Source organism: Streptomyces daliensis, from assembly GCF_054782395.1.
In genome coordinates, this window is record NZ_BAAGSO010000138.1 from 134,232 (window position 1) to 151,173 (window position 16,942).

A 16,942-nucleotide genomic window follows, 5' to 3' on the forward strand; every position below is an offset into this window, starting at 1 on the left:
CGGGGTTGCCTGTGACGGCCTTCGTCACCGGCTTCGCGCGCTCGTGGCGGCGCTGGCGGCGAGCCCCGACGGGTGACGGGCCGTCACGCGCGCCCGGCGGTCACCCCTGACCGGCGGGGCCGGGGGAGACCGGGAGGTGGTAGAGGCCGAGCGGGGCCGGGGGCGGGAGAGGGGGCGCGGCAGCGGCGGCGTCGGCCCGGAAGGACTGGAGCAGCAGGGCGGCGAGCCGACGGGAGGCCGCCAGCGCGGCTTCGTTCGACGTGGCGTGGATGCCGCTGTTCGCCATGAGGACGAGCGTGAGATCCGTCCGGTCGAAGTCCTTCCGCAACTGACCGGCGTCCTTGGCGCGTTGGGCCAGCGCGGCGAACCTCCGCTCGGCGCGGACGCGTTCCCTCTCGAAGTCCACCGCGCCGGGGAAGCCCGTCAGAAAGGCGGTGGCGAATCCGCGGTCGACGACGTTCGTCGCGCACAGCCTCTCGATGACCGCGCAGAAGCTCTGCCACGGGTCGGGCGCGGCCTGCGCCTCGTCGATGGTCGCCACGCACGTCGCGAGCTGGTCGGCGAACACCGTGGTCATGAGCGCGTCCCGGGTGGGGAAACGCCGGTAGAGCGTGGCCACGCCGACCCCCGCGTGGCGGGCGACGGTGGCCATGGGCACGTCGAGACCGCGGGCGGCGAACAGGGCACGGGCCGCTTCGAGGATGCGCTCGCGGTTGTGGAGCGCGTCCGCGCGCAGCTCCGCCGAAGCGGACGTCATCCGAGCGGGATCGGCAGCCATGCCCCTCACGTTAAGCCATGTGGACTGCCCCCTCCGTTTATCCGGCCCCCGCCGCATCCCGGCTACGTCTAGTAGGGGATCACTTGACCATTAATGGCACTTGCCTAAATCGATTAGGTAAGCGCATGATCGGTTCTGCCGAAGGTGAGAGCGAAGAGAGGGACGTCATGGTGCGTGCGGGGCTGACCGCGGAACGCCTGGCCAGGGCGGGCGCCGAGCTGGCCGACGAGGTCGGCTTCGAGCAGGTGACCGTCACGGCGCTCGCCCGCCGCTTCGACGTCAAGGTCGCGAGTCTCTACTCGCATCTGAAGAGTTCCCAGGACCTCAAGACCAGGATCGCCCTGCTGGCCCTGGAGGAACTGGCCGACCGGGCCGCCGTCGCCCTGGCCGGGCGTGCGGGCAAGGACGCGCTGGTTGCCTTCGCGGGCGCCTACCGCGACTACGCCAGGGAGCACCCAGGGCGCTGGGCGGCGGCCCAACTGCGGCTCGACCCCGAGACGGCGGCGGCCAGCGTCGGTGGCAGGCACGCGCAGATGACGCGGGCGATCCTGCGCGGCTACGACCTGACGGAGCCGGACCAGACGCACGCGGTCCGGCTGCTGGGCAGCGTCTTCCATGGCTACGTCAGCCTGGAGATGGCGGGAGGGTTCAGCCACAGTGCGCCCGACTCGCAGGAGTCCTGGTCGCGGGCGCTCGACGCGCTCGACGCCCTGCTCCGGAGCTGGCCCGCCTCATGACGGCGGCCTCCTGACCCGGTGAACGTGCTCCCGACAAGGCACCCGCTGGCACCGGCACCGGCGGACGCTTCCACGCCCGCGTCCCCCCCCCATGCACCACCCCCCCGTACCGACCCACCCATCCGACTGGCGGAGACCATGCACAGCGAGCACGACTGGATCACCACCCCCATCACCGCGGACCTCCTCCGCGGCGCCATCGAACTGGAGCGCACCGAGCGCGGTGTGCAGCCGCACCGGCTGCCCGCGTGGGCCCGTGCGCAGTGCGCCGACGGGCAGCTGGCCATGGTGGAGACCCAGCCCTCCGGCGTACGGCTGGTGCTCCGCACCCGGGCCACCGCCGTCGAGCTGGAGACGATCCCCACCAAGCGGTCCTACGTGGGCGCGCCGCCCCGCCCCGACGGGGTGTACGACCTGCTCGTCGACGGCCGCCTCGCCGGACAGGGCAGCGTCTCCGGCGGCAACACGCTCACCATCGACATGACCAAGGGCTCCGCCGAGGTCCGGCCGGGCCCGTCGGGCACGGTCCGGTTCGCGGACCTGCCCGAGCGCGAGAAGGACATCGAGATCTGGCTGCCGCACAACGAGGCCACCGAGCTGGTCGAGCTGCGCACCGACGCGCCCGTGGGCCCGGTGCCCGACTCCGGCCGCAAGGTGTGGCTGCACCACGGCAGCTCGATCAGCCACGGCTCCGACGCGGCCAGCCCCACCACCACGTGGCCCGCGCTCGCCGCCTCGCTCGGCGGCGTGGAGCTGATCAACCTGGGCCTGGGCGGAAGCGCCCTGCTCGACCCGTTCACCGCCCGTACGCTGCGGGACACCCCCGCGGACCTGATCAGCGTCAAGATCGGCATCAATGTGGTGAACGCCGACCTGATGCGGCTGCGCGCGTTCGGCCCCGCGGTGCACGGCTTCCTCGACACTATCCGCGAGGGGCACCCCACCACCCCGCTGCTGGTCGTCTCGGCCATCCTCTGCCCGATACACGAGGACACCCCCGGCCCCGCCGCTCCGGACTTCAGCGGGCTCAGCGAGGGCCGGTTGGGCTTCCGGGCCATGGGTGACCCCGCGGAGCGGGCGGCGGGGAAGCTGACGCTCAACGTCATCCGCGAGGAGCTCGCCCGTATCACCGCGCAGCGGGCGGCCGACGACCCCCATCTGCACTACCTCGACGGCCGCGAACTCTACGGCGAGGCGGACGCCGCCGAGCTGCCGCTGCCCGACCAGCTCCACCCGGACGCCGCGACGCACCGTCGCATGGGCGAGCGCTTCGCCAAGCTGGCCTTCGCCGCCAACGGCGTCTTCGCGGACGCGGGCGCCGACGCCGACGCCTGAAACCGGCCCCGTTGCCCGGCCCGGCCCCCTCGCCGGGCAACGGGACGGGATCGTCGGCCCCGCCTTCCTGGAGCCCTCAGCCCAGGTCCGGGGTCACAGGCCCAGGCTCTCGGTGGCGTGGAGCAGCGCACGCCGGAACGCCTCGGCGCCGGTCTCCCCGCCCGCACCCGCACCCGCACCCGCCGCCGCGTCAGGCCCGCCCGTCTCGCCTGCCTCGCCCGTCCCGTCCGCCCCGTCCGACCGCTGGGCCCACTCCTCGGCGGCCACGCGCAAAGCGCCGTTGAGCATCACCGCCTTGACCCTCGGCAGCAGGTCGGCCGGATCGGCCCCGGTGCGGGCGGCGATGATGTCCGTGAAGACGGGCTCGGCGTCGTGGTGCACCCGTAGCCAGACGGCGCGCAGCCCCGGCTCCCCGGGCAGCAGGCGGATCAGCCGCAGCAGCGCGGCGGCGTTCTCCTGCCCGCCCGGCGCCGAGGCCGCGTCGGTCTGGATCGCCTCGCTCAGCGGGCGGTCGGCGGGCCAGTCGCGCAGGCGCTGCGCCGTGGCCTCCAGCCCCGCCGATAGGAGCGGGCGCACACACTCCTCCTTGGACGGGAAGTAGCGCCACAGCGTGCGGGGTGAGATGCCCGCCGCGCGGGCGATCTCCTCGCCCGGCGTCGCCGCCACACCGCGCTCGCCGAACAGCCGTACCGCCTCATGGGCGATCTCCAGCCGGGTGGCCCTCTTGCGGCGCTCCGTCAGGGGAGGCCGCCCGGCCTTCCGGGGCCGGCCGGTCCGTGCGGCCTCACGTTCTCCCGCCTGCTCCACGGTGGTCCCCGTTCCGCTGCCCAAGGGTCGTTCCCGGTCGGCCCCACCCTAATTCGGTCCCTGGCGAGGGGGCTCTCTGCCTGGAGGAGGGCGCCCGTCCGGCGAGTCATGTCATCATGGCAGTGAGTGCCAAAAACCCATGGGGTGAGGCAGTGGCGTACGGAGGAAGGGAGTACCGCGTGAGCAGCACCGGCCTTGAGGGGCGCAGTGTCGTCGTCACCGGAGCGGGATCGGGGATCGGCCGGGCCGCCGCACTGGGGTTCGCCCGCGAGGGCGCGAAGGTGGTGGTCGCCGATCTGCGCCGGGACGGCGCCGAGGAGACCGTCGAGGCCATCGAGGCCGACGGGGGCGCCGCGCGCGCGGTCGTCGGCGATCTCAGCGACCAGGGAGTGGTGGACGAGGTCGTCGGCACCGCCCTGGAGACCTTCGGCGGCCTGGACGTCCTGGTCAACAACGCCGGGATAATGGACCGCCTCTCGGCCGTCGGGGACACCGACGACGCCGAGTGGGAGCGGGTCGTACGCGTCAATCTGACGGCGCCCTTCCTGCTGACGCGTGCCGCGCTGCCGCACATGCTCGAAGCGGGCGGCGGCGCGATCGTCTTCACCGCCTCCGAGGCGTCCCTGCGCGGCAGCGCGGCGGGCGCCGCCTACACCGCCTCCAAGCACGGTGTGGTGGGCCTGGTGAAGTCCCTCGCGGTGATGTACCGCGACAAGGGGATCCGCGCCAACGCCATAGCCCCCGGCGGCACCGCGACCGCCATCCAGGTGGAGGCGGAGCCGGGGGCCCACGGTCCCGGTGTCGTCGGTGCCTACGCCGGGAACATCGGCCGGATCTCCACGGCGGAGGAGCAGGCCGCGGGAATCCTCTTCCTCGCCTCGGACGCCGCCAGCAACATCAACGGCGTCGTCCTCCCCGTCGACAACGGCTGGGCTGCGGTCTGACGCCCGCTGCTCCGGTGGTCGGGCAGGGCGGGCTCAGCCGGGGCTGGAGCGGCCGTGGCGCCAGTAGCCGATGAACGTGATGTCCGACTTGGGGACGCCGCGGTCGTTCACCAGATGGCGCCGCAGGCCGGTCGGGAGCCCGGCCTCTCCCGCCGCCCAGGTGTAGAAGGGGCCCGGCGGCAGATCCGCGTTCTTGACCGCGTCGAGGACGAGCGCCCCGGGCACCGCCCCGTCACCGTCACCATTGCTGTCACCGTCGCTGTCGCGTGCCAGCCAGTGGATCCGTACGCCCTCCGGGCAGTTGACGTCCTCGCGGATGTCCGCTGACTCCGGTACTTCCAGGAAGACCTCGGCGACGAGGGACGCGGGGGCCTGGTCCAGGATCGAGAGGATGGCGGGGACGGCGCTCTCCTCTCCGGCCAGCAACTGCCAGGAGGCGTGCGGCGGAGGCAGATACGCGGTGCCGAGGTCGTAGATTCCGGCCGGTTCACCGGGCCGCACGTGCGACGCCCACGCCGAGGCGGGACCGTGCTCGCCGTGGAGCGCGAACTCGATGTCGATCTCGTGCTGTCCGGGCCTGAACCGGCGGACGGTGTAATTGCGCACCCACGGCCGTCGCGATTTCGGCATCAGCAGCAGCTCCGCCATCCACGCGTTCCCCGAGCGGACCGGCATGCGCAATTCCGTTTGTCCCGCACGGGGGAAGAAAAGGCGGACACCCTGGTCGTTTCCCATGTTCTCCAGGTGCTCCAGCTCCGGGCCGCCCAGCGTGAGGCACGCGAAATGAGGGCTTATACGCTCGTTGCCGAGAACTTCCAGCGTGATCATCCGCCGTGAATCCGGCAGCCGCACTTTAGGCAGCATGACACTCCTCCATGGTCCGGCTCCGGCGCTTTCTGCCGAGGTCACAGCACAATTATGAGCAATTGCTCGCCCCATTCGGTACTCGCTTTTCCCTCGCCGCGACGGGAGCCCTCCACACCTCCGCCGAACGGTGACCCCGGCTGCGTGAACAGCGCGGACGGCCCTGTGCGGCGCTGCCGCGCCGGTCCGGCACCGGTGACCGCTGCTCACATTTTGCCGCCGAGGCGATCCGCGACGGGGTGACCCGCCGCCAGCGGCTCGACGCCGGGACGACCGGGACGACCGGGACGGCCTGACGCGCGAGGCTCGCTCGTCACGACGCCGGCCGTGTGCGATGCCGACCGCGTACGGGAGTGCCGTGGGGCGTCGGAGAACAGATGAGGAAATGCGGCGCAGAGGGAGGAAATCCGCTTGTAAACAAGTGAAACGCGCTCTGGTGATCTGACTGAGCGGGGGAGGATGCTCAAACCATTCCGGACGCTGGACGCGCGGAAGGGGCCAGGAGCGGTCTGCTGGCCATGAGGGGGCGAACGTGAGTCTGACCGAGGCGGAGAATGTTTTCGCGGGCGTGAACGAGCAGGGTCTGAACGACTTTCTGACCGCTTTTTTCACCGCTCGCCCGCGCTGGCTGAACTACCGGACCTCGTCCGCCGTCGCCGCCGTACCGGCGTCGGCGAACGACTGGACCGCTTTGCCGGTGATCTCCTTTCCCGGCGTTCCAGGAGGGATCGAGTACGCGGTCCGCTTCGGGATCCCGCGGATCGAATTTCACCCGCAGTCGCTGCCGCTACCTCCTCCGCTCAGCCTGAATGCCGGTCAGTTCGCGCTGCATACCGACGTGGACCTCGTCCTGCTCTGCCGGAGACCCCGGAACGTGAACGAGGAAAAGCCGACGAGTACGCCCATCACGGCGAGGCTCGGCGTGAGTGCGGTCGGGCGGCCCGTCGTACGGGTGACCGGACCGGGAACGGGGACGGTTTCCCTGAGCCTGATCGCCGTGGAAATCGAGGACATCACGCCCGACACCCTCGAATCCCTGGTCGAATGCCTGGTCCTGACGCTGCTGCGTGCCGTGCTCGACGGAGTTGCCCTGCCCTTCGACGCGCTGAGCGCGGGGGCCTTCAGTCTGAATCTGTTGCGCGGTCCGGAGAGCGAGGACGACCAGCTCAAGCTCTATGGAGCGGCTGTATAAGCCGCTCACGTCAAGGGGGGACCATGTCCGACATCATCGCTGCCATCGACGAGACAGCGGCGAACGTCATCGTGCCCAGGGAGATCTCGGCAATCGGGCCGCTGGCCGCGTCCGGGTCGAGCGGCCTCGGGCCGTTCTCGGCGGGCTGGTCGGTGACGGCTTCCTTCTCGCAGGGCGTGGTCGACATCATTCCGCCGCCCGCGAACGTCATCCGGCTCGCGGGAGTGCGGCTCAGCTATCAGATCCAGCTAGGGCTTTCACTGGATCTCAGTTTCCTCGACTTCTGCATTCCGCGGGTCTGCGTGACTCTCCCCTTCTTCGGAAGAGTCTGCACTCCCCGCGTCTGCCTGCATTTCCCCACCATCACGGTGCCCGTTTCCCACAGCAGTACCGTTGATTTCACTGCGGACGTCCGTCCGTCCGTCACCCTGGCCGCGGGCACCTGGAAGGTCGAGGCCGTCCTGGTGGCCGTGCCCTCGCTGGTTCTCGGCCCCGCGGCGTCCGCGCTGCTGGCGGCGACGGGAGTCGCCATCAGCGCCGCGCTTCTCGCTGTGCCCTTCATCGGTCCCCTGCTGGCTCTGGCGTCGGCCGTCATTTTCGGGGCCATTACCGTGGCCAATCTCGTCGGCCTGCTCGGAGCCGTCCTGACCCCCCTGGTCGGAGGGCTCAGGGTTCCCCTCTACGACCAGCCCCAGCAGTTCCAGGTCCTGCCCGCCGTGGGCACGGACGCCGCCGTGTTCGTCCGTCTGGACACGGTGACCGCCACGCTGGACGACTCGGGCGGGGAGGACGAACTCGTCCTCGCCGTCGACATCTCAGCATGAGAAGCCAGCATGAGAGGGGGGCGTCATGCCCGCGTTGGACAGCCGTGCTCTGACCTATCTGGACTGCTTCGGCCAACGGTTCTCGCGGCCGGGCCGAGTGCGCTATGCCGTGGGAAGCCCTTTGGCGTCATGTCTGGAAACGGACGATCTCCCCTTCTCGCTCACCGTGGGCGACGCACGTGGCGACGCGCGTACCGCCCAGCCCCGGCAGCACGACGTGGAAGTGCGGTTCGCCCGGGGCGCCTTCACGGCCGCTGTTCCCGAGCTGGAGATCGCCGTCGGCGACGTGGTGGTCTGGCACGCGACGGCCGCCACCGTGCCCCCGCACGCGGTGTGGGGCGAAGAGGCGGACCGCGCTCCCTTCTCCAGTGCCGCCATGCGCGACGAGGCGTTCTACAGCCACATCTTCGGCTCTCCCGGGGAATACCACTGGGCCGACCCCCACGGTGGCCCGGCCCGCGGCACGGTCAGGGTGCACGATCTCGACGGCCGGGACCGTAAAACCTGCGGTCAATGGCGCGAGGTGCTGAAGCAGGGAACTCTCGTCGAACTGGCGGGCTCGACGGTGAAACCAGCGGAACTGGACATCCTGGTCGGACAGACGGTGTTCTTCTCGGTCACCGGAACAGAGGGGATCTCCATCACGGATACGGCGGTCTCGATTCCGGTGTGACGGCTTTACGGAATGGAACGTTCAGTGAGCGATCCGGAATCCCGCATCCCCACTCTCACAGAAGGCGACGGGGATTCTTGATCCGGGGAAATACCGTCGAGTTCCACTCTTGAGGCACTGGTTGAAACGTGATTAGACTGCTGCATATATGCACCCGGCGGTTCACGCGCACCTTGCGGGGGAGTGAGTATGCAGAACGCGGCAACGCGGGACACCGCTTTTGAGGTCCTGATCGAGGACGAGGACGAGACGCCGCAGTCCCGCGAGATGCCGGTCTGCGCGGCCTGACTCGGCCGTCCCGTGCCACCGTTCGTCGCCCGATGCCTCGCGTCGGGCGACGGGCCGTTCATCAGAGGGGGGTCTGATGCGGCTGCGCGTCTCGCGCATGGTCGTCTTCCTGTGCCGGAACGGGCAGCTCGTCTGCGACGACCCCGTCCGCCACCGCCAGTTCGCCCTGCGCCCCGCGGTCTGGAGCCTGCTGCCCCGCTACGCGGAGTGGGCGGAGCCGCGCGAGGAGGACACCTCGCTGGTCGAGCAGTTGCGGCAGGCCGGGCTGCTGGTCGAGGAGGGCTCGCCCGAGCACCGGCGCGAGGAGGAGCTGGGGCCCTGGCGCTCCTGGGGGAGCGCGGCGACGTACTTCCACCTGGCCTCCCGCACGCTCGACGACGACCCCTTCGTCTCGGCCGCCGACGACACCGCGCGGCTGCGGGAGAAGCACGGAAGGGAACCGGAGCCGGACCCCTTCAAGCGGTACGCGGCCGATCCCGTCCCGCTGCCGGAGCCCGTGCCCCTGCCCATGGAGCTGACGGAGACGATGCGCCGGCGCCGCACGACCCGGCGCTTCGCCCCCGGCGAGCCCGTGGGGCTGGACCAGTTGAGCACCGCGCTGCACTGGGCCGGAGGCGTCCAGCACCGGTGGGACGTTCCGGGGTTCGGCCCCGCGGTGCTCAAGGCGAACCCCTCCGGAGGATCGCGCCACCCGATCGAGATCTACCCCGTCGTGCGCGACGTGGCGGGCCTGCGCCCCGGCATCTACCACTACGCACCCGACGTCCACGCCCTCGAACCCCTCCCGGCCCGCGCCCCCGACGACGCGGAGATCCTGCACTGGTGCGGAGACCAGAGCTTCGTCGCCTGCGCCGGTGTCCTCTTCCTGTACGCGGCGGTCCTGGAGCGCTCGGCCTGGAAGTACCCGACGGGCAGGACGTACCGCGCCCTGTTCGCCGACCTAGGGCACGTGAGCCAGACGGCCTATCTGGCGGGCGCCGCGCTGGGGCTCGGGGTGTTCTTCACGGCCGCGACGCGGGACGAGACGGTGGAGCGGGCACTCGGCCTGGACTGGCGCGCCGAGATCCCGCTCGGCCTCAACGGCTTCGGGGTGCCGCACCCGGAGGAGGCCGCGCGGCAGGCGGACATGCTCGGCGGCGGCGCGCCCGGGTTCTCCTACCCGCACGACGCGTGGGACGGGCTGGGATGAGCCGGGTCCATGTGGACGCCGGGCAGGTGCGCGGGAACATCGCCGCCTTCCACGCCCGCGCGCACGTTCCCGTACGCGCCCACGTCAAGGGCCACCGCACCCGCTGAGCCCCGCGTACTCACACGGGCGGTGCGACGAAGCAGCCCCGGTCCGGGTCGTTGAAGGACTCCTTGGCGATCAGTTCGTTCATGGGGTTGGAGGTGCCCCACTGGTCGGTGACCTCGGGCTGCGAGAAGTCGTAGACGTGGGGGTGCCAGGTGTCCTCGTCCAGCTCCTCCAGCTCCGTCGTGTACTCGACGGTGTTGCCGTGGGGGTCGAGGAAGTAGGTGAACGTGTTGTCGCCCGCCATGTGCCGCCCGGGGCCCCAGATCTTGCGGTGGCCCGCGCGCAGGACGCGCCCGGAGCCGCGCATGTACTCCTCGATGCCGCGCATCTCGAAGGACACATGGTGCAGCGCCGTGTGCGGGCCCCGCGCGAGCGCCATCGAGTGGTGCTTGCTGCTGATCCGCATGAAGTGCATGACCTCGCCCATGTGCGGCGAGCTGAGCGTGTCGGAGAGGGCGAAGTCCAGGTGGCGCTCGTACCACTCCCGGGTCCGGTTCAGATCAGGGGAGTTGAGGACGACGTGCGACAGCCGCACCGGGATGGCCTCGCGCTCCTCGATCCGGCGGTGCTCGCGCGCCGCGACGTCCGCCGTGACCTCGATGGTGCGCCCGTCGATGTCGAAGAAGCGGAAGCCGTAGCCGCCGCCGGGGGTGTCCACGGCGCCGGGCCTGGTGATGAGCCGGACGCCTCCGGCGAGCAGCCGCTCGGCGAGGGTGTCGACGTCGGCCGGGGTGGCGGCTCCGTAGGAGACGAGGTCGAGGCGCTTCTCGTCGGCCTTGCGCAGCCGTACGACGTACTGCTCGGGGGAACCCTCGGCCGCCAGGAAGGAGATGCCGGAGTCCTCGGCCACCCGGGTCAGGCCCCAGACGCCGGAGTAGAAGTCGAGCTGCTTGTCGTAGTCGGGCACGGCGAGGTCGACGTGCCGCAGATGGGTGAGCAGACGGCCTGTGCGCGTGGTCATGGCGTCGGTCAAGGCGTCGGTCATGGTGTCCTCCTCAGCGAAGGTGGAGCAGGTCGGCGGCGTTGGCGCCGCGTACGGCGTGGAAGTCCGCTTCGGGCAGCCGGGCGGCCCGCAGCGCGGCGAGGGGGTCCTCGGTGCCCATGTCGAAGGGGAAGTCGGAGCCGAGCAGCACCCGCTCCGGGCCCGCCGCGCGCACCAGCGCGCGCAGCACGTCGGGGTCGTGGACGAGCGAGTCGAAGTACAGCCGCTTCAGATAGCCGCCCGGCGGGTGGGCGCAGCCACGTGTGTCGGTACGGGCCCGCCAGGCGTGGTCGGAGCGGCCGATGTGCGTGGGCAGATAGCCGCCGCCGTGCGCGGCGAGGACCCTGAGCCCGGGGTGCCGGTCGAGGACCCCCGAGAAGATGAGGTGGGAGAGCGCGACGGCGTTCTCGGTGGGCTGGCCCACGGTGTTGGACAGGTACCAGCGGTCGAGGCGCGCGTCGAGGGTGCAGCCGAAGGGGTGCAGGAAGACCACGGCACCGGTCTCCTCGGCCCGCGCCCAGAAGTCGTCGAGACGCGGGTCGGACAGCTCCACCTCCCGGCCCTCCGCCCCCTGGGCGTCCCCGTGCGCTGGCGCGTGCGAGGAGATCTCCACGCCGGACAGCCCCGCCTCCAGCGCGTGGTCGAGCAATGGCACCGCGAGCGCCGGGTGCTGGAGCGGCACGAGCCCGAGTCCGCGCAGCCGCCCGGGCGCCTTGGCGCAGTGCGCTGCCGTGCCCACGTTGGCCAACTGGCAGACGCGCTCGGCCAGTTCGGGACCGGCCCAGTAGTGGTAGTGGGACGGGGAGGGCGAGACGAGCTGCACGTCGACGTGTGCGCCGTCCATGGCGGCGAGCCGCGCGCCGACATCGGTGAGCAGCGGGACACGCGCGCCGACCATCGGGCCGCTCACGGCCAGCGACTCGGGCCCGTTGCGCCGCGCGTCCAGCTCACGGGCCGCCGCCAGCCCCGGCTCTCCCGCGACGGCCTCCTCCACCTCGGGCAGCAGGAGATGCGCGTGGACGTCGACGGTCGGCGCCGCCGTGTGCGCGGGAGACGGCGCGGTCACGGGCGCAGCGGTCATGGGCGCCCCTTCAGCACGGCCATGGTGCGGCCGATCAGCCCGGGCAGGTCCGCGTCGCGCACGCCGTCGAGCAGCCACTGCCCGATCTGCACCGACGCTTCGACGACGGGACGCACCCGCGGCATCCGGCGCGCGCGGTAGTCGGTCAGCAGCCGCTCGTCCCACGTGTCCCGTGTGGTGAGCAGCTCGGCCAGGACGAGGGAGTCCTCCAGGGACATGGCGGCGCCCTGCGCCAGCGTCGGCGGGCAGCAGTGCGCCGCGTCCCCGGCGAGCACGATCCGGCCTCGGTGCCAGGGGCCCTCCACCAAGTGGCGGTCGAACCAGGTGTAGTTGACCTGATCCGGGTCGGTGATCGACGCGCGTATCTCGTCCCACGCGCCGCCGTACCCCTGCGCGAGGCGGCGCATCTCGTCCGCGTACGAGGCGGGGTCGAGCGTGGCGCGGTCGCGGTTGCGCTCCACGAGGAAGGCGTAGACGGTGTCGGGCCCCGTCGGGGAGTAACCGGCGATGAAGCACGGCCCGCCGTACGTCAGATCGGAGCGCTCGACGCCGCGCGGGCGCGGGGCCGGGGTGCGCCAGATCGCCATGCCGGTGGGGACCGGGCGCTCCTCGACGCCGATCGCCGCCCTGGTACGGGAGTTGACCCCGTCGGCGGCGACCACCAGGCCGTAGGTGTCCTCTGTGCCGTCGGAGAAGGACGCGCGCACGCTGTCGGCGTCCTGCTCGAAGGCGGTCACGGTGGTGCCGAGCCGTACCCGGGCCCCCGAGGCCCGTACGGCGTCGATGAGGAGCCGCTGGAGCTGCGGGCGGCGCATGCCGACGGTGGAGGGCAGGTCGTCGCCGCCCGTGCGGGCGTCCTTCTGGACGTGCAGGACGGTGCCGTCGGGCGCGGTGATGCCGAGGGTGTCGTAGGCGAAGCCCTGCTCCCGTACCCGCTCCCAGACGCCGATCTCGCGCAGCACCCGCAGGGCGTTGCCCTGGAGGGTGATGCCGGACCCGGCGGTGGCGTTCCAGTCGTCCTTGGCCTCGACGAGATCGACGGCGATGCCAGCGCTGCGCAGCAGGACGGTGAGACCGTTGCCCGCGGTCCCTCCGCCGACGACCAGGACACGGCGTGCGGCGTGGCTCATAGGGGCTCTCTCCTCATGGGGCTCTCCTCCGGGTGGGGCCGCGCGTGCGGTGCGCGGCCGGTGGTGCGTGCGGCCGGGAGTGCGCGTCGGCCGGTGTGCGGCGCCGCCAACTCGACGGCGACCGCCCCTACTTGACGGCGACCGGGTTGACGGGAGAGCCGACGGCCCCCGTGACGGGCAGCGGTGCGGCGGTGAGCCAGAAGTCGTGGACACCGTCGGCCGCGCAGTCCTCGGCGAGCCCGTCGAGGTCCCACATCTCGCCCAGTGTCAGACCGATGTGCGGGATGGCCACCTGGTGCAGCGGCTGGAAGGCGTGCTCGAACTCGTTGGGCCGCACCTCGAACCCCCAGGTGTCGGTGGCGACGGCGGCGATCTCGGTGCGGTGCAGCCAGCCCGCGGTGGTGAAGGAGAGGCCAGGCGCGGGGCCGCCCGCGTAGTCGCCCCAGCCCTCGCGCCGGACACGCGCGAGCTGGCCCGTGCGGACGAGGACGAGGTCGCCGCGGCCGACGCTCACCCCGTGCGCGTCGGCCGTCGCCGCCAGGTGCTCCTCGGTGACGGCGAAGCCGTCCGGCAGCTCGCCGCCCGTGCCCACGACACGTCCCACGTCCAGCAGCACGCCGCGCCCCGCGATGTGCGGCGCCATGTGCTCGATGCCGGTGACCAGATCGCCCTCGGAGGTGACGACCTCCTCGGCCGGACGCCCGTTCCACGCCTTCCCGTGGTCGAAGATGTGGCCGAGGCCGTCCCACTGGGTGGAGCACTGGAGCGGCATCGCGATCACGTCGTCGGCGCCGCCCATGCCGTGCGGGAAGCCCTGGTTGCCGAGGGCCGCGTCGGTGCCGGTGTCGGTCATGGTGTGCACCGGGTTGGTGCGCCGTCGCCAGCCCTTCTGCGGGCCGTTCGTGTCGAAACGCTGCGCCAGCGAGAAGCTCACCCCGCGCCGTACCAGCGCCGCGCCCTCGCGCCGCTTGGCCGCGTCCAGGAAGTTGAGGGTGCCCAGGACGTCGTCCTCGCCCCAACGACCCCAGTTGGAGCACGCCGCCGCGGCCTCGGCTATCGCGCCCGAGGGATCACGGGGGTCGGGGCGTGCGGGGCTCACATGTCCGCCCACATGTCCGCTCACATGTCCGCCCACATGTCCGCTCACACGTCCGCTCACGCGTCCTCCCCGACACAGCGGGTGCGCTGCGTGCCGAGCCCGGTGACCGTGCCCTCCATCACGTCGCCCTCCCGCAGCAGCCGCCCCCAGTGCATGCCGTTGCCCGCCGGACTGCCCGTCAGCACAAGGTCTCCCGGCAGCAGTTGGGCGCGGTCCGAGATGTAGGAGACAAGGCGGGCGACGCCGAAGAGCATGTCCTCCGTCGACTCGTCCTGCATGGTCTCGCCGTTGAGCCGCAGCGTCACCTGGAGGTCGCCCGGATCGCCGACGTGCGCCGCCGGCACCAGCCACGGGCCGAGCGGTGTGAAGCCCGGTGCGTTCTTGGCGGCGAGCCAGTCGGAGCCGATCGCGGGCATGTCGCGACGGAAGACCGCCGCCCGGTCGGTCAGGTCGTTGGCGATGGTGTACCCGGCCACATGCTCCAGCGCCTTCTCGCGCGGCACACGGTAGGCGGGACGCGAGACGACCACGGCCAGCTCCAGCTCCCAGTCCGGCTGCGCGGCCTCCCTCGGCAGGACCACGTCGTCGTAGGGCCCGGTCAGGGCGCTGGGCAGCCCGGTGAAGACGTACGGCAGATCCTCGGCGGCGCGACGGTCCATCTGCCCGGCGATCTCGGCGCGCGCCTCCTCGGCGGTGCGCGGATCGTCGGCGGGCCGGTGCGCGGCCTCCAGATCGATGACGTGTTGCCGGTAGTTGGCGCCCGACTGGAAGATCTGCCGGGGCTCGACGGGCGCGTGCACCCGCAGCCCGTCCAGCGGCAGCCAGCCGTCACCCGACGGGTCGGCGGCGAGGGCTCCGAGGCGCGGCAGCGTCGCGTCCCAGCGCTCCAGGAGGCCGCGGACGGTCAGCCCCGGCGCGTCCAGCGCGGTCCGCAGGCCGAGCGCGCGCCCTTCGGGGGTCACCAGCGCGGGAAAGGGGCCGTCGGCCGAGGTGCCGGCCGAGGTGCCGGCCGCGTCGTCGGCGGCCGAGAGCGTGGCGAGAGCGAAGGGCCCGTCGAAGAGGGGCTGACCGCTAACGGATGTCACGTGGATGTCCTCCCGATGTCGAGAGGTCCAATCTGGCCCCGCCCGGCATGATCCGGGAAATCGATCCCCTGGATATGGTTCATCCAGACGGTAAATCACCGCTGGTGAGAGCGGTGGCGCAGGGTGCAAAAGCCGCAGAGGGAGAACGGATATGAATCTCGCGAGCCTCGACCTCAACCTCGTCGTGGCGCTCCGCGCCCTGCTGGAGGAGCGCAACGTCACCTACGCGGGGCAGCGCGTCGGACTGAGCCAGCCCGCCATGAGCGCCGCGCTGGCCAGGCTGCGGCGTCACTTCGGGGACGAACTGCTGGCGCGCTCGGGCGGCCAGTACGAGCTGACGGCCCTGGGCCAGGTGCTCCTGGACCGCACCGCCACCGTGTGCGACCTCCTGGACCGGCTCTTCACCAGCCGGGCCGACTTCGACCCCCGCACGGAGGAGCATACGTTCACGCTCATCGCGTCGGACTACGCCGTCGCCGTCTTCGGCGCGGAACTCGCCCGCACCCTCCACCACGAGGCGCCGCACGTCCGCCTCAGCTTCCGGCAGACCCCGCTGGACATCGTCGAGAACACGGGGCCCCTGCTGAGCGGCGTGGACGGGCTGCTCATGCCGCACGGCATCATCAGCGACTTCCCCGCGACCGATCTGCACGCGGACCGCTGGGTGTTCCTCGTCTCCGCCGACAATGAGGAGGTCGGCGAGCAACTGCGCGCCGAGGACCTCGTACGCCTTCCCTGGGTGACGTACCAGCGCACCTACGACGCGCCCGCCGTACGGCAGCTCGGCATGCTCGGCATCGAGCCCCGCGTGGACGTGTCCGTCGACAGCTTCCAGACCCTCCCGCACCTGGTGGCGGGCACCCGCCGGATCGCGCTGGTGCAGGAGCGCCTGGCGAGGCAACTGAGCGGTGTCGCCCCGGTGCGCGTCATGGAGTGCCCCTACGAGGCGGTTCCGCTGCGTGAGGCGCTGTGGTGGCACCCCGTCCACACGCACGACGCCGCGCACATCTGGCTGCGCGAGACGGCGGTGCGGGTGGCGGAGGGGCTGGGCGGGGTGGGGTGACGTGTGGGGTGCGGGGTGGGGTGTGCGCGGCGCCTCTCCCGCCCCTCGCGTCCGCCGTCTCGACGAGGGGGCGGTGGCGGGCCCGGCCGGAGACCTCTACGGGCTCAACTCCCGTACAGCCAGGAGTCGTACGCCGCCGCGTCGACGAGGTGGTAGAGGCCGAGGGCGCACGGGAAGAGCACCAGGGCCAGCACACCGGCCCGTACGAGGGCCGGAGCCATGATCGTGACGGCCTCGTACTGGCCGGTGATGGTGCGTATGTCGCGCCAGCGCCGGATGTCGCCTCCGCAGGCCGTCCAGAAGAAGATCCCGAAGACTATCCCCACCCCGGCGAAGACCATGGCGAACCCCGCCACCACGGCGAGGAACGTCTCGCGGTCGTGGTGATCGGTCACGAAGAACATGCTCACCGCGAGCGGGACGACAGCGGCCACCCCCTGCACCGCACCACGCACCACCACCTCCCGGAAGCGCAGCCGCGGCAGACGCACCCCGTCCTCGTCCTTGGCCACCTGGGGCGTGGCCGCACCAGGCGAGGGACGGCCCCCGTTTCGTTGCGTACGCGTCATGAGCGGCACGCTATCCCAGCACATCCGAGGGCAGCCCGAGCACCCTCTTCCGGTGCACGGCGACACCACCGCGTCCGGGAACGCTCCCCCGCGGCCAGAGCCGCGGCGTAATGCGAGAGTGCGTCACGCGCGAGACCCGCTGAACGGGGTTCGTTCAGCGGGTCCTTCGCGCTGGCTGGTGGGGCCCGACGGGGCAG

The 16,942-nt window shown here is 71.8% G+C and carries 17 protein-coding genes; 8 read left to right on the forward strand and 9 right to left on the reverse strand.

From position 1 onward, the window contains the following. Positions 1–100: 100 nt before the first annotated feature. Positions 101–778 (reverse strand): TetR/AcrR family transcriptional regulator, encoded by a 678-nt coding sequence (locus ACYVOO_RS39930; protein ID WP_461020627.1) that lies wholly within the window; start codon positions 776–778, stop codon positions 101–103. A gap of 167 nt (positions 779–945) precedes the next feature. Between ACYVOO_RS39930 and ACYVOO_RS39935 the strand changes: the two genes are divergently transcribed. Then, on the forward strand, positions 946–1,515 hold the full coding sequence (locus tag ACYVOO_RS39935; RefSeq protein WP_461020660.1) for a TetR/AcrR family transcriptional regulator: 570 nt from the start codon (positions 946–948) through the stop codon (positions 1,513–1,515). A gap of 138 nt (positions 1,516–1,653) precedes the next feature. Then, complete coding sequence (locus ACYVOO_RS39940; protein WP_461020628.1) at positions 1,654–2,850, forward strand: GDSL-type esterase/lipase family protein; 1,197 nt, start codon at positions 1,654–1,656, stop codon at positions 2,848–2,850. Between the two features lie 93 nt (positions 2,851–2,943). Here ACYVOO_RS39940 and ACYVOO_RS39945 read toward each other — a convergent pair whose 3' ends face one another. Beyond that, positions 2,944–3,657: a TetR/AcrR family transcriptional regulator gene (locus ACYVOO_RS39945; RefSeq protein WP_461020661.1), complete on the reverse strand. Its 714-nt coding sequence runs from the start codon at positions 3,655–3,657 to the stop codon at positions 2,944–2,946. Between the two features lie 179 nt (positions 3,658–3,836). On the opposite strand from ACYVOO_RS39945, the gene ACYVOO_RS39950 reads away from it, so the two are divergent. Further along, positions 3,837–4,601 carry an SDR family NAD(P)-dependent oxidoreductase gene (locus tag ACYVOO_RS39950; RefSeq protein WP_461020629.1) on the forward strand — a complete coding sequence of 255 codons (765 nt, stop codon included), beginning with the start codon at positions 3,837–3,839 and terminating at the stop codon, positions 4,599–4,601. Between the two features lie 33 nt (positions 4,602–4,634). On the opposite strand, the gene ACYVOO_RS39955 is transcribed toward ACYVOO_RS39950, so the two are convergent. Beyond that, the gene (locus ACYVOO_RS39955) at positions 4,635–5,465 is read right to left on the reverse strand and encodes a siderophore-interacting protein (protein ID WP_461020630.1); all 831 of its coding nucleotides are present in this window, start codon (positions 5,463–5,465) and stop codon (positions 4,635–4,637) included. A 532-nt stretch (positions 5,466–5,997) separates the two neighbouring features. Between ACYVOO_RS39955 and ACYVOO_RS39960 the strand changes: the two genes are divergently transcribed. From ACYVOO_RS39960 to ACYVOO_RS39975, 4 genes are all read left to right on the forward strand, one after another. Beyond that, positions 5,998–6,657 carry a hypothetical protein gene (locus ACYVOO_RS39960; protein WP_461020631.1) on the forward strand — a complete coding sequence of 220 codons (660 nt, stop codon included), beginning with the start codon at positions 5,998–6,000 and terminating at the stop codon, positions 6,655–6,657. Positions 6,658–6,680: 23 nt separating this feature from the next. After that, entirely contained in the window at positions 6,681–7,481 is an 801-nt protein-coding gene (locus ACYVOO_RS39965) for a hypothetical protein (protein ID WP_461020632.1), read from the forward strand. Positions 7,482–7,506: 25 nt separating this feature from the next. Continuing rightward, the gene (locus ACYVOO_RS39970) at positions 7,507–8,154 is read left to right on the forward strand and encodes a cupredoxin domain-containing protein (RefSeq protein ID WP_461020633.1); all 648 of its coding nucleotides are present in this window, start codon (positions 7,507–7,509) and stop codon (positions 8,152–8,154) included. 364 nt (positions 8,155–8,518) lie between these two features. Next, a complete protein-coding gene (locus tag ACYVOO_RS39975; protein ID WP_461020634.1) occupies positions 8,519–9,631 on the forward strand; it encodes a SagB family peptide dehydrogenase in 1,113 nt (370 codons plus the stop codon). A 118-nt stretch (positions 9,632–9,749) separates the two neighbouring features. Here ACYVOO_RS39975 and ACYVOO_RS39980 read toward each other — a convergent pair whose 3' ends face one another. The 5 genes from ACYVOO_RS39980 to ACYVOO_RS40000 all read right to left on the reverse strand — a co-directional run bounded on the left by ACYVOO_RS39980 (position 9,750) and on the right by ACYVOO_RS40000 (position 15,119). Beyond that, positions 9,750–10,721 carry a VOC family protein gene (locus ACYVOO_RS39980; protein ID WP_461020635.1) on the reverse strand — a complete coding sequence of 324 codons (972 nt, stop codon included), beginning with the start codon at positions 10,719–10,721 and terminating at the stop codon, positions 9,750–9,752. A gap of 10 nt (positions 10,722–10,731) precedes the next feature. After that, positions 10,732–11,799 carry an amidohydrolase family protein gene (locus ACYVOO_RS39985; protein WP_461020636.1) on the reverse strand — a complete coding sequence of 356 codons (1,068 nt, stop codon included), beginning with the start codon at positions 11,797–11,799 and terminating at the stop codon, positions 10,732–10,734. Continuing rightward, complete coding sequence (locus ACYVOO_RS39990; RefSeq protein WP_461020637.1) at positions 11,796–12,929, reverse strand: FAD-dependent oxidoreductase; 1,134 nt, start codon at positions 12,927–12,929, stop codon at positions 11,796–11,798. Before ACYVOO_RS39990 ends, ACYVOO_RS39985 begins: the two co-directional genes overlap by 4 nt. A 127-nt stretch (positions 12,930–13,056) precedes the next feature. Next, positions 13,057–14,028, reverse strand: a complete 972-nt coding sequence (locus ACYVOO_RS39995) for a cyclase family protein (RefSeq protein WP_461020662.1) — start codon at positions 14,026–14,028, stop codon at positions 13,057–13,059. 56 nt (positions 14,029–14,084) lie between these two features. Then, positions 14,085–15,119: a fumarylacetoacetate hydrolase family protein gene (locus ACYVOO_RS40000; protein ID WP_461020663.1), complete on the reverse strand. Its 1,035-nt coding sequence runs from the start codon at positions 15,117–15,119 to the stop codon at positions 14,085–14,087. 145 nt (positions 15,120–15,264) lie between these two features. Here ACYVOO_RS40000 and ACYVOO_RS40005 point away from each other — a divergent pair, with 145 nt between their 5' ends. Beyond that, positions 15,265–16,176: a LysR family transcriptional regulator gene (locus ACYVOO_RS40005; protein WP_461020638.1), complete on the forward strand. Its 912-nt coding sequence runs from the start codon at positions 15,265–15,267 to the stop codon at positions 16,174–16,176. 104 nt (positions 16,177–16,280) lie between these two features. Here the strand turns inward: ACYVOO_RS40005 and ACYVOO_RS40010 are convergent, their stop codons facing one another. After that, on the reverse strand, positions 16,281–16,745 hold the full coding sequence (locus tag ACYVOO_RS40010; RefSeq protein WP_461020639.1) for a DUF6336 family protein: 465 nt from the start codon (positions 16,743–16,745) through the stop codon (positions 16,281–16,283). Between the last annotated feature and the right edge of the window lie 197 nt (positions 16,746–16,942).

Bases quoted from the DNA above. Each gene is read 5' to 3' on its own strand.
- ACYVOO_RS39930 (WP_461020627.1), bottom strand. From the start codon at position 778: ATGGCTGCCGATCCCGCTCGGATGACGTCCGCTTCGGCGGAGCTGCGC.
- ACYVOO_RS39935 (WP_461020660.1), top strand. From the start codon at position 946: ATGGTGCGTGCGGGGCTGACCGCGGAACGCCTGGCCAGGGCGGGCGCC.
- ACYVOO_RS39940 (WP_461020628.1), top strand. From the start codon at position 1,654: ATGCACAGCGAGCACGACTGGATCACCACCCCCATCACCGCGGACCTC.
- ACYVOO_RS39955 (WP_461020630.1), bottom strand. From the start codon at position 5,465: ATGCTGCCTAAAGTGCGGCTGCCGGATTCACGGCGGATGATCACGCTG.
- ACYVOO_RS39965 (WP_461020632.1), top strand. From the start codon at position 6,681: ATGTCCGACATCATCGCTGCCATCGACGAGACAGCGGCGAACGTCATC.
- ACYVOO_RS39970 (WP_461020633.1), top strand. From the start codon at position 7,507: ATGCCCGCGTTGGACAGCCGTGCTCTGACCTATCTGGACTGCTTCGGC.
- ACYVOO_RS39975 (WP_461020634.1), top strand. From the start codon at position 8,519: ATGCGGCTGCGCGTCTCGCGCATGGTCGTCTTCCTGTGCCGGAACGGG.
- ACYVOO_RS39980 (WP_461020635.1), bottom strand. From the start codon at position 10,721: ATGACCGACGCCTTGACCGACGCCATGACCACGCGCACAGGCCGTCTG.
- ACYVOO_RS39985 (WP_461020636.1), bottom strand. From the start codon at position 11,799: ATGACCGCTGCGCCCGTGACCGCGCCGTCTCCCGCGCACACGGCGGCG.
- ACYVOO_RS39990 (WP_461020637.1), bottom strand. From the start codon at position 12,929: ATGAGCCACGCCGCACGCCGTGTCCTGGTCGTCGGCGGAGGGACCGCG.
- ACYVOO_RS40005 (WP_461020638.1), top strand. From the start codon at position 15,265: ATGAATCTCGCGAGCCTCGACCTCAACCTCGTCGTGGCGCTCCGCGCC.
- ACYVOO_RS40010 (WP_461020639.1), bottom strand. From the start codon at position 16,745: ATGACGCGTACGCAACGAAACGGGGGCCGTCCCTCGCCTGGTGCGGCC.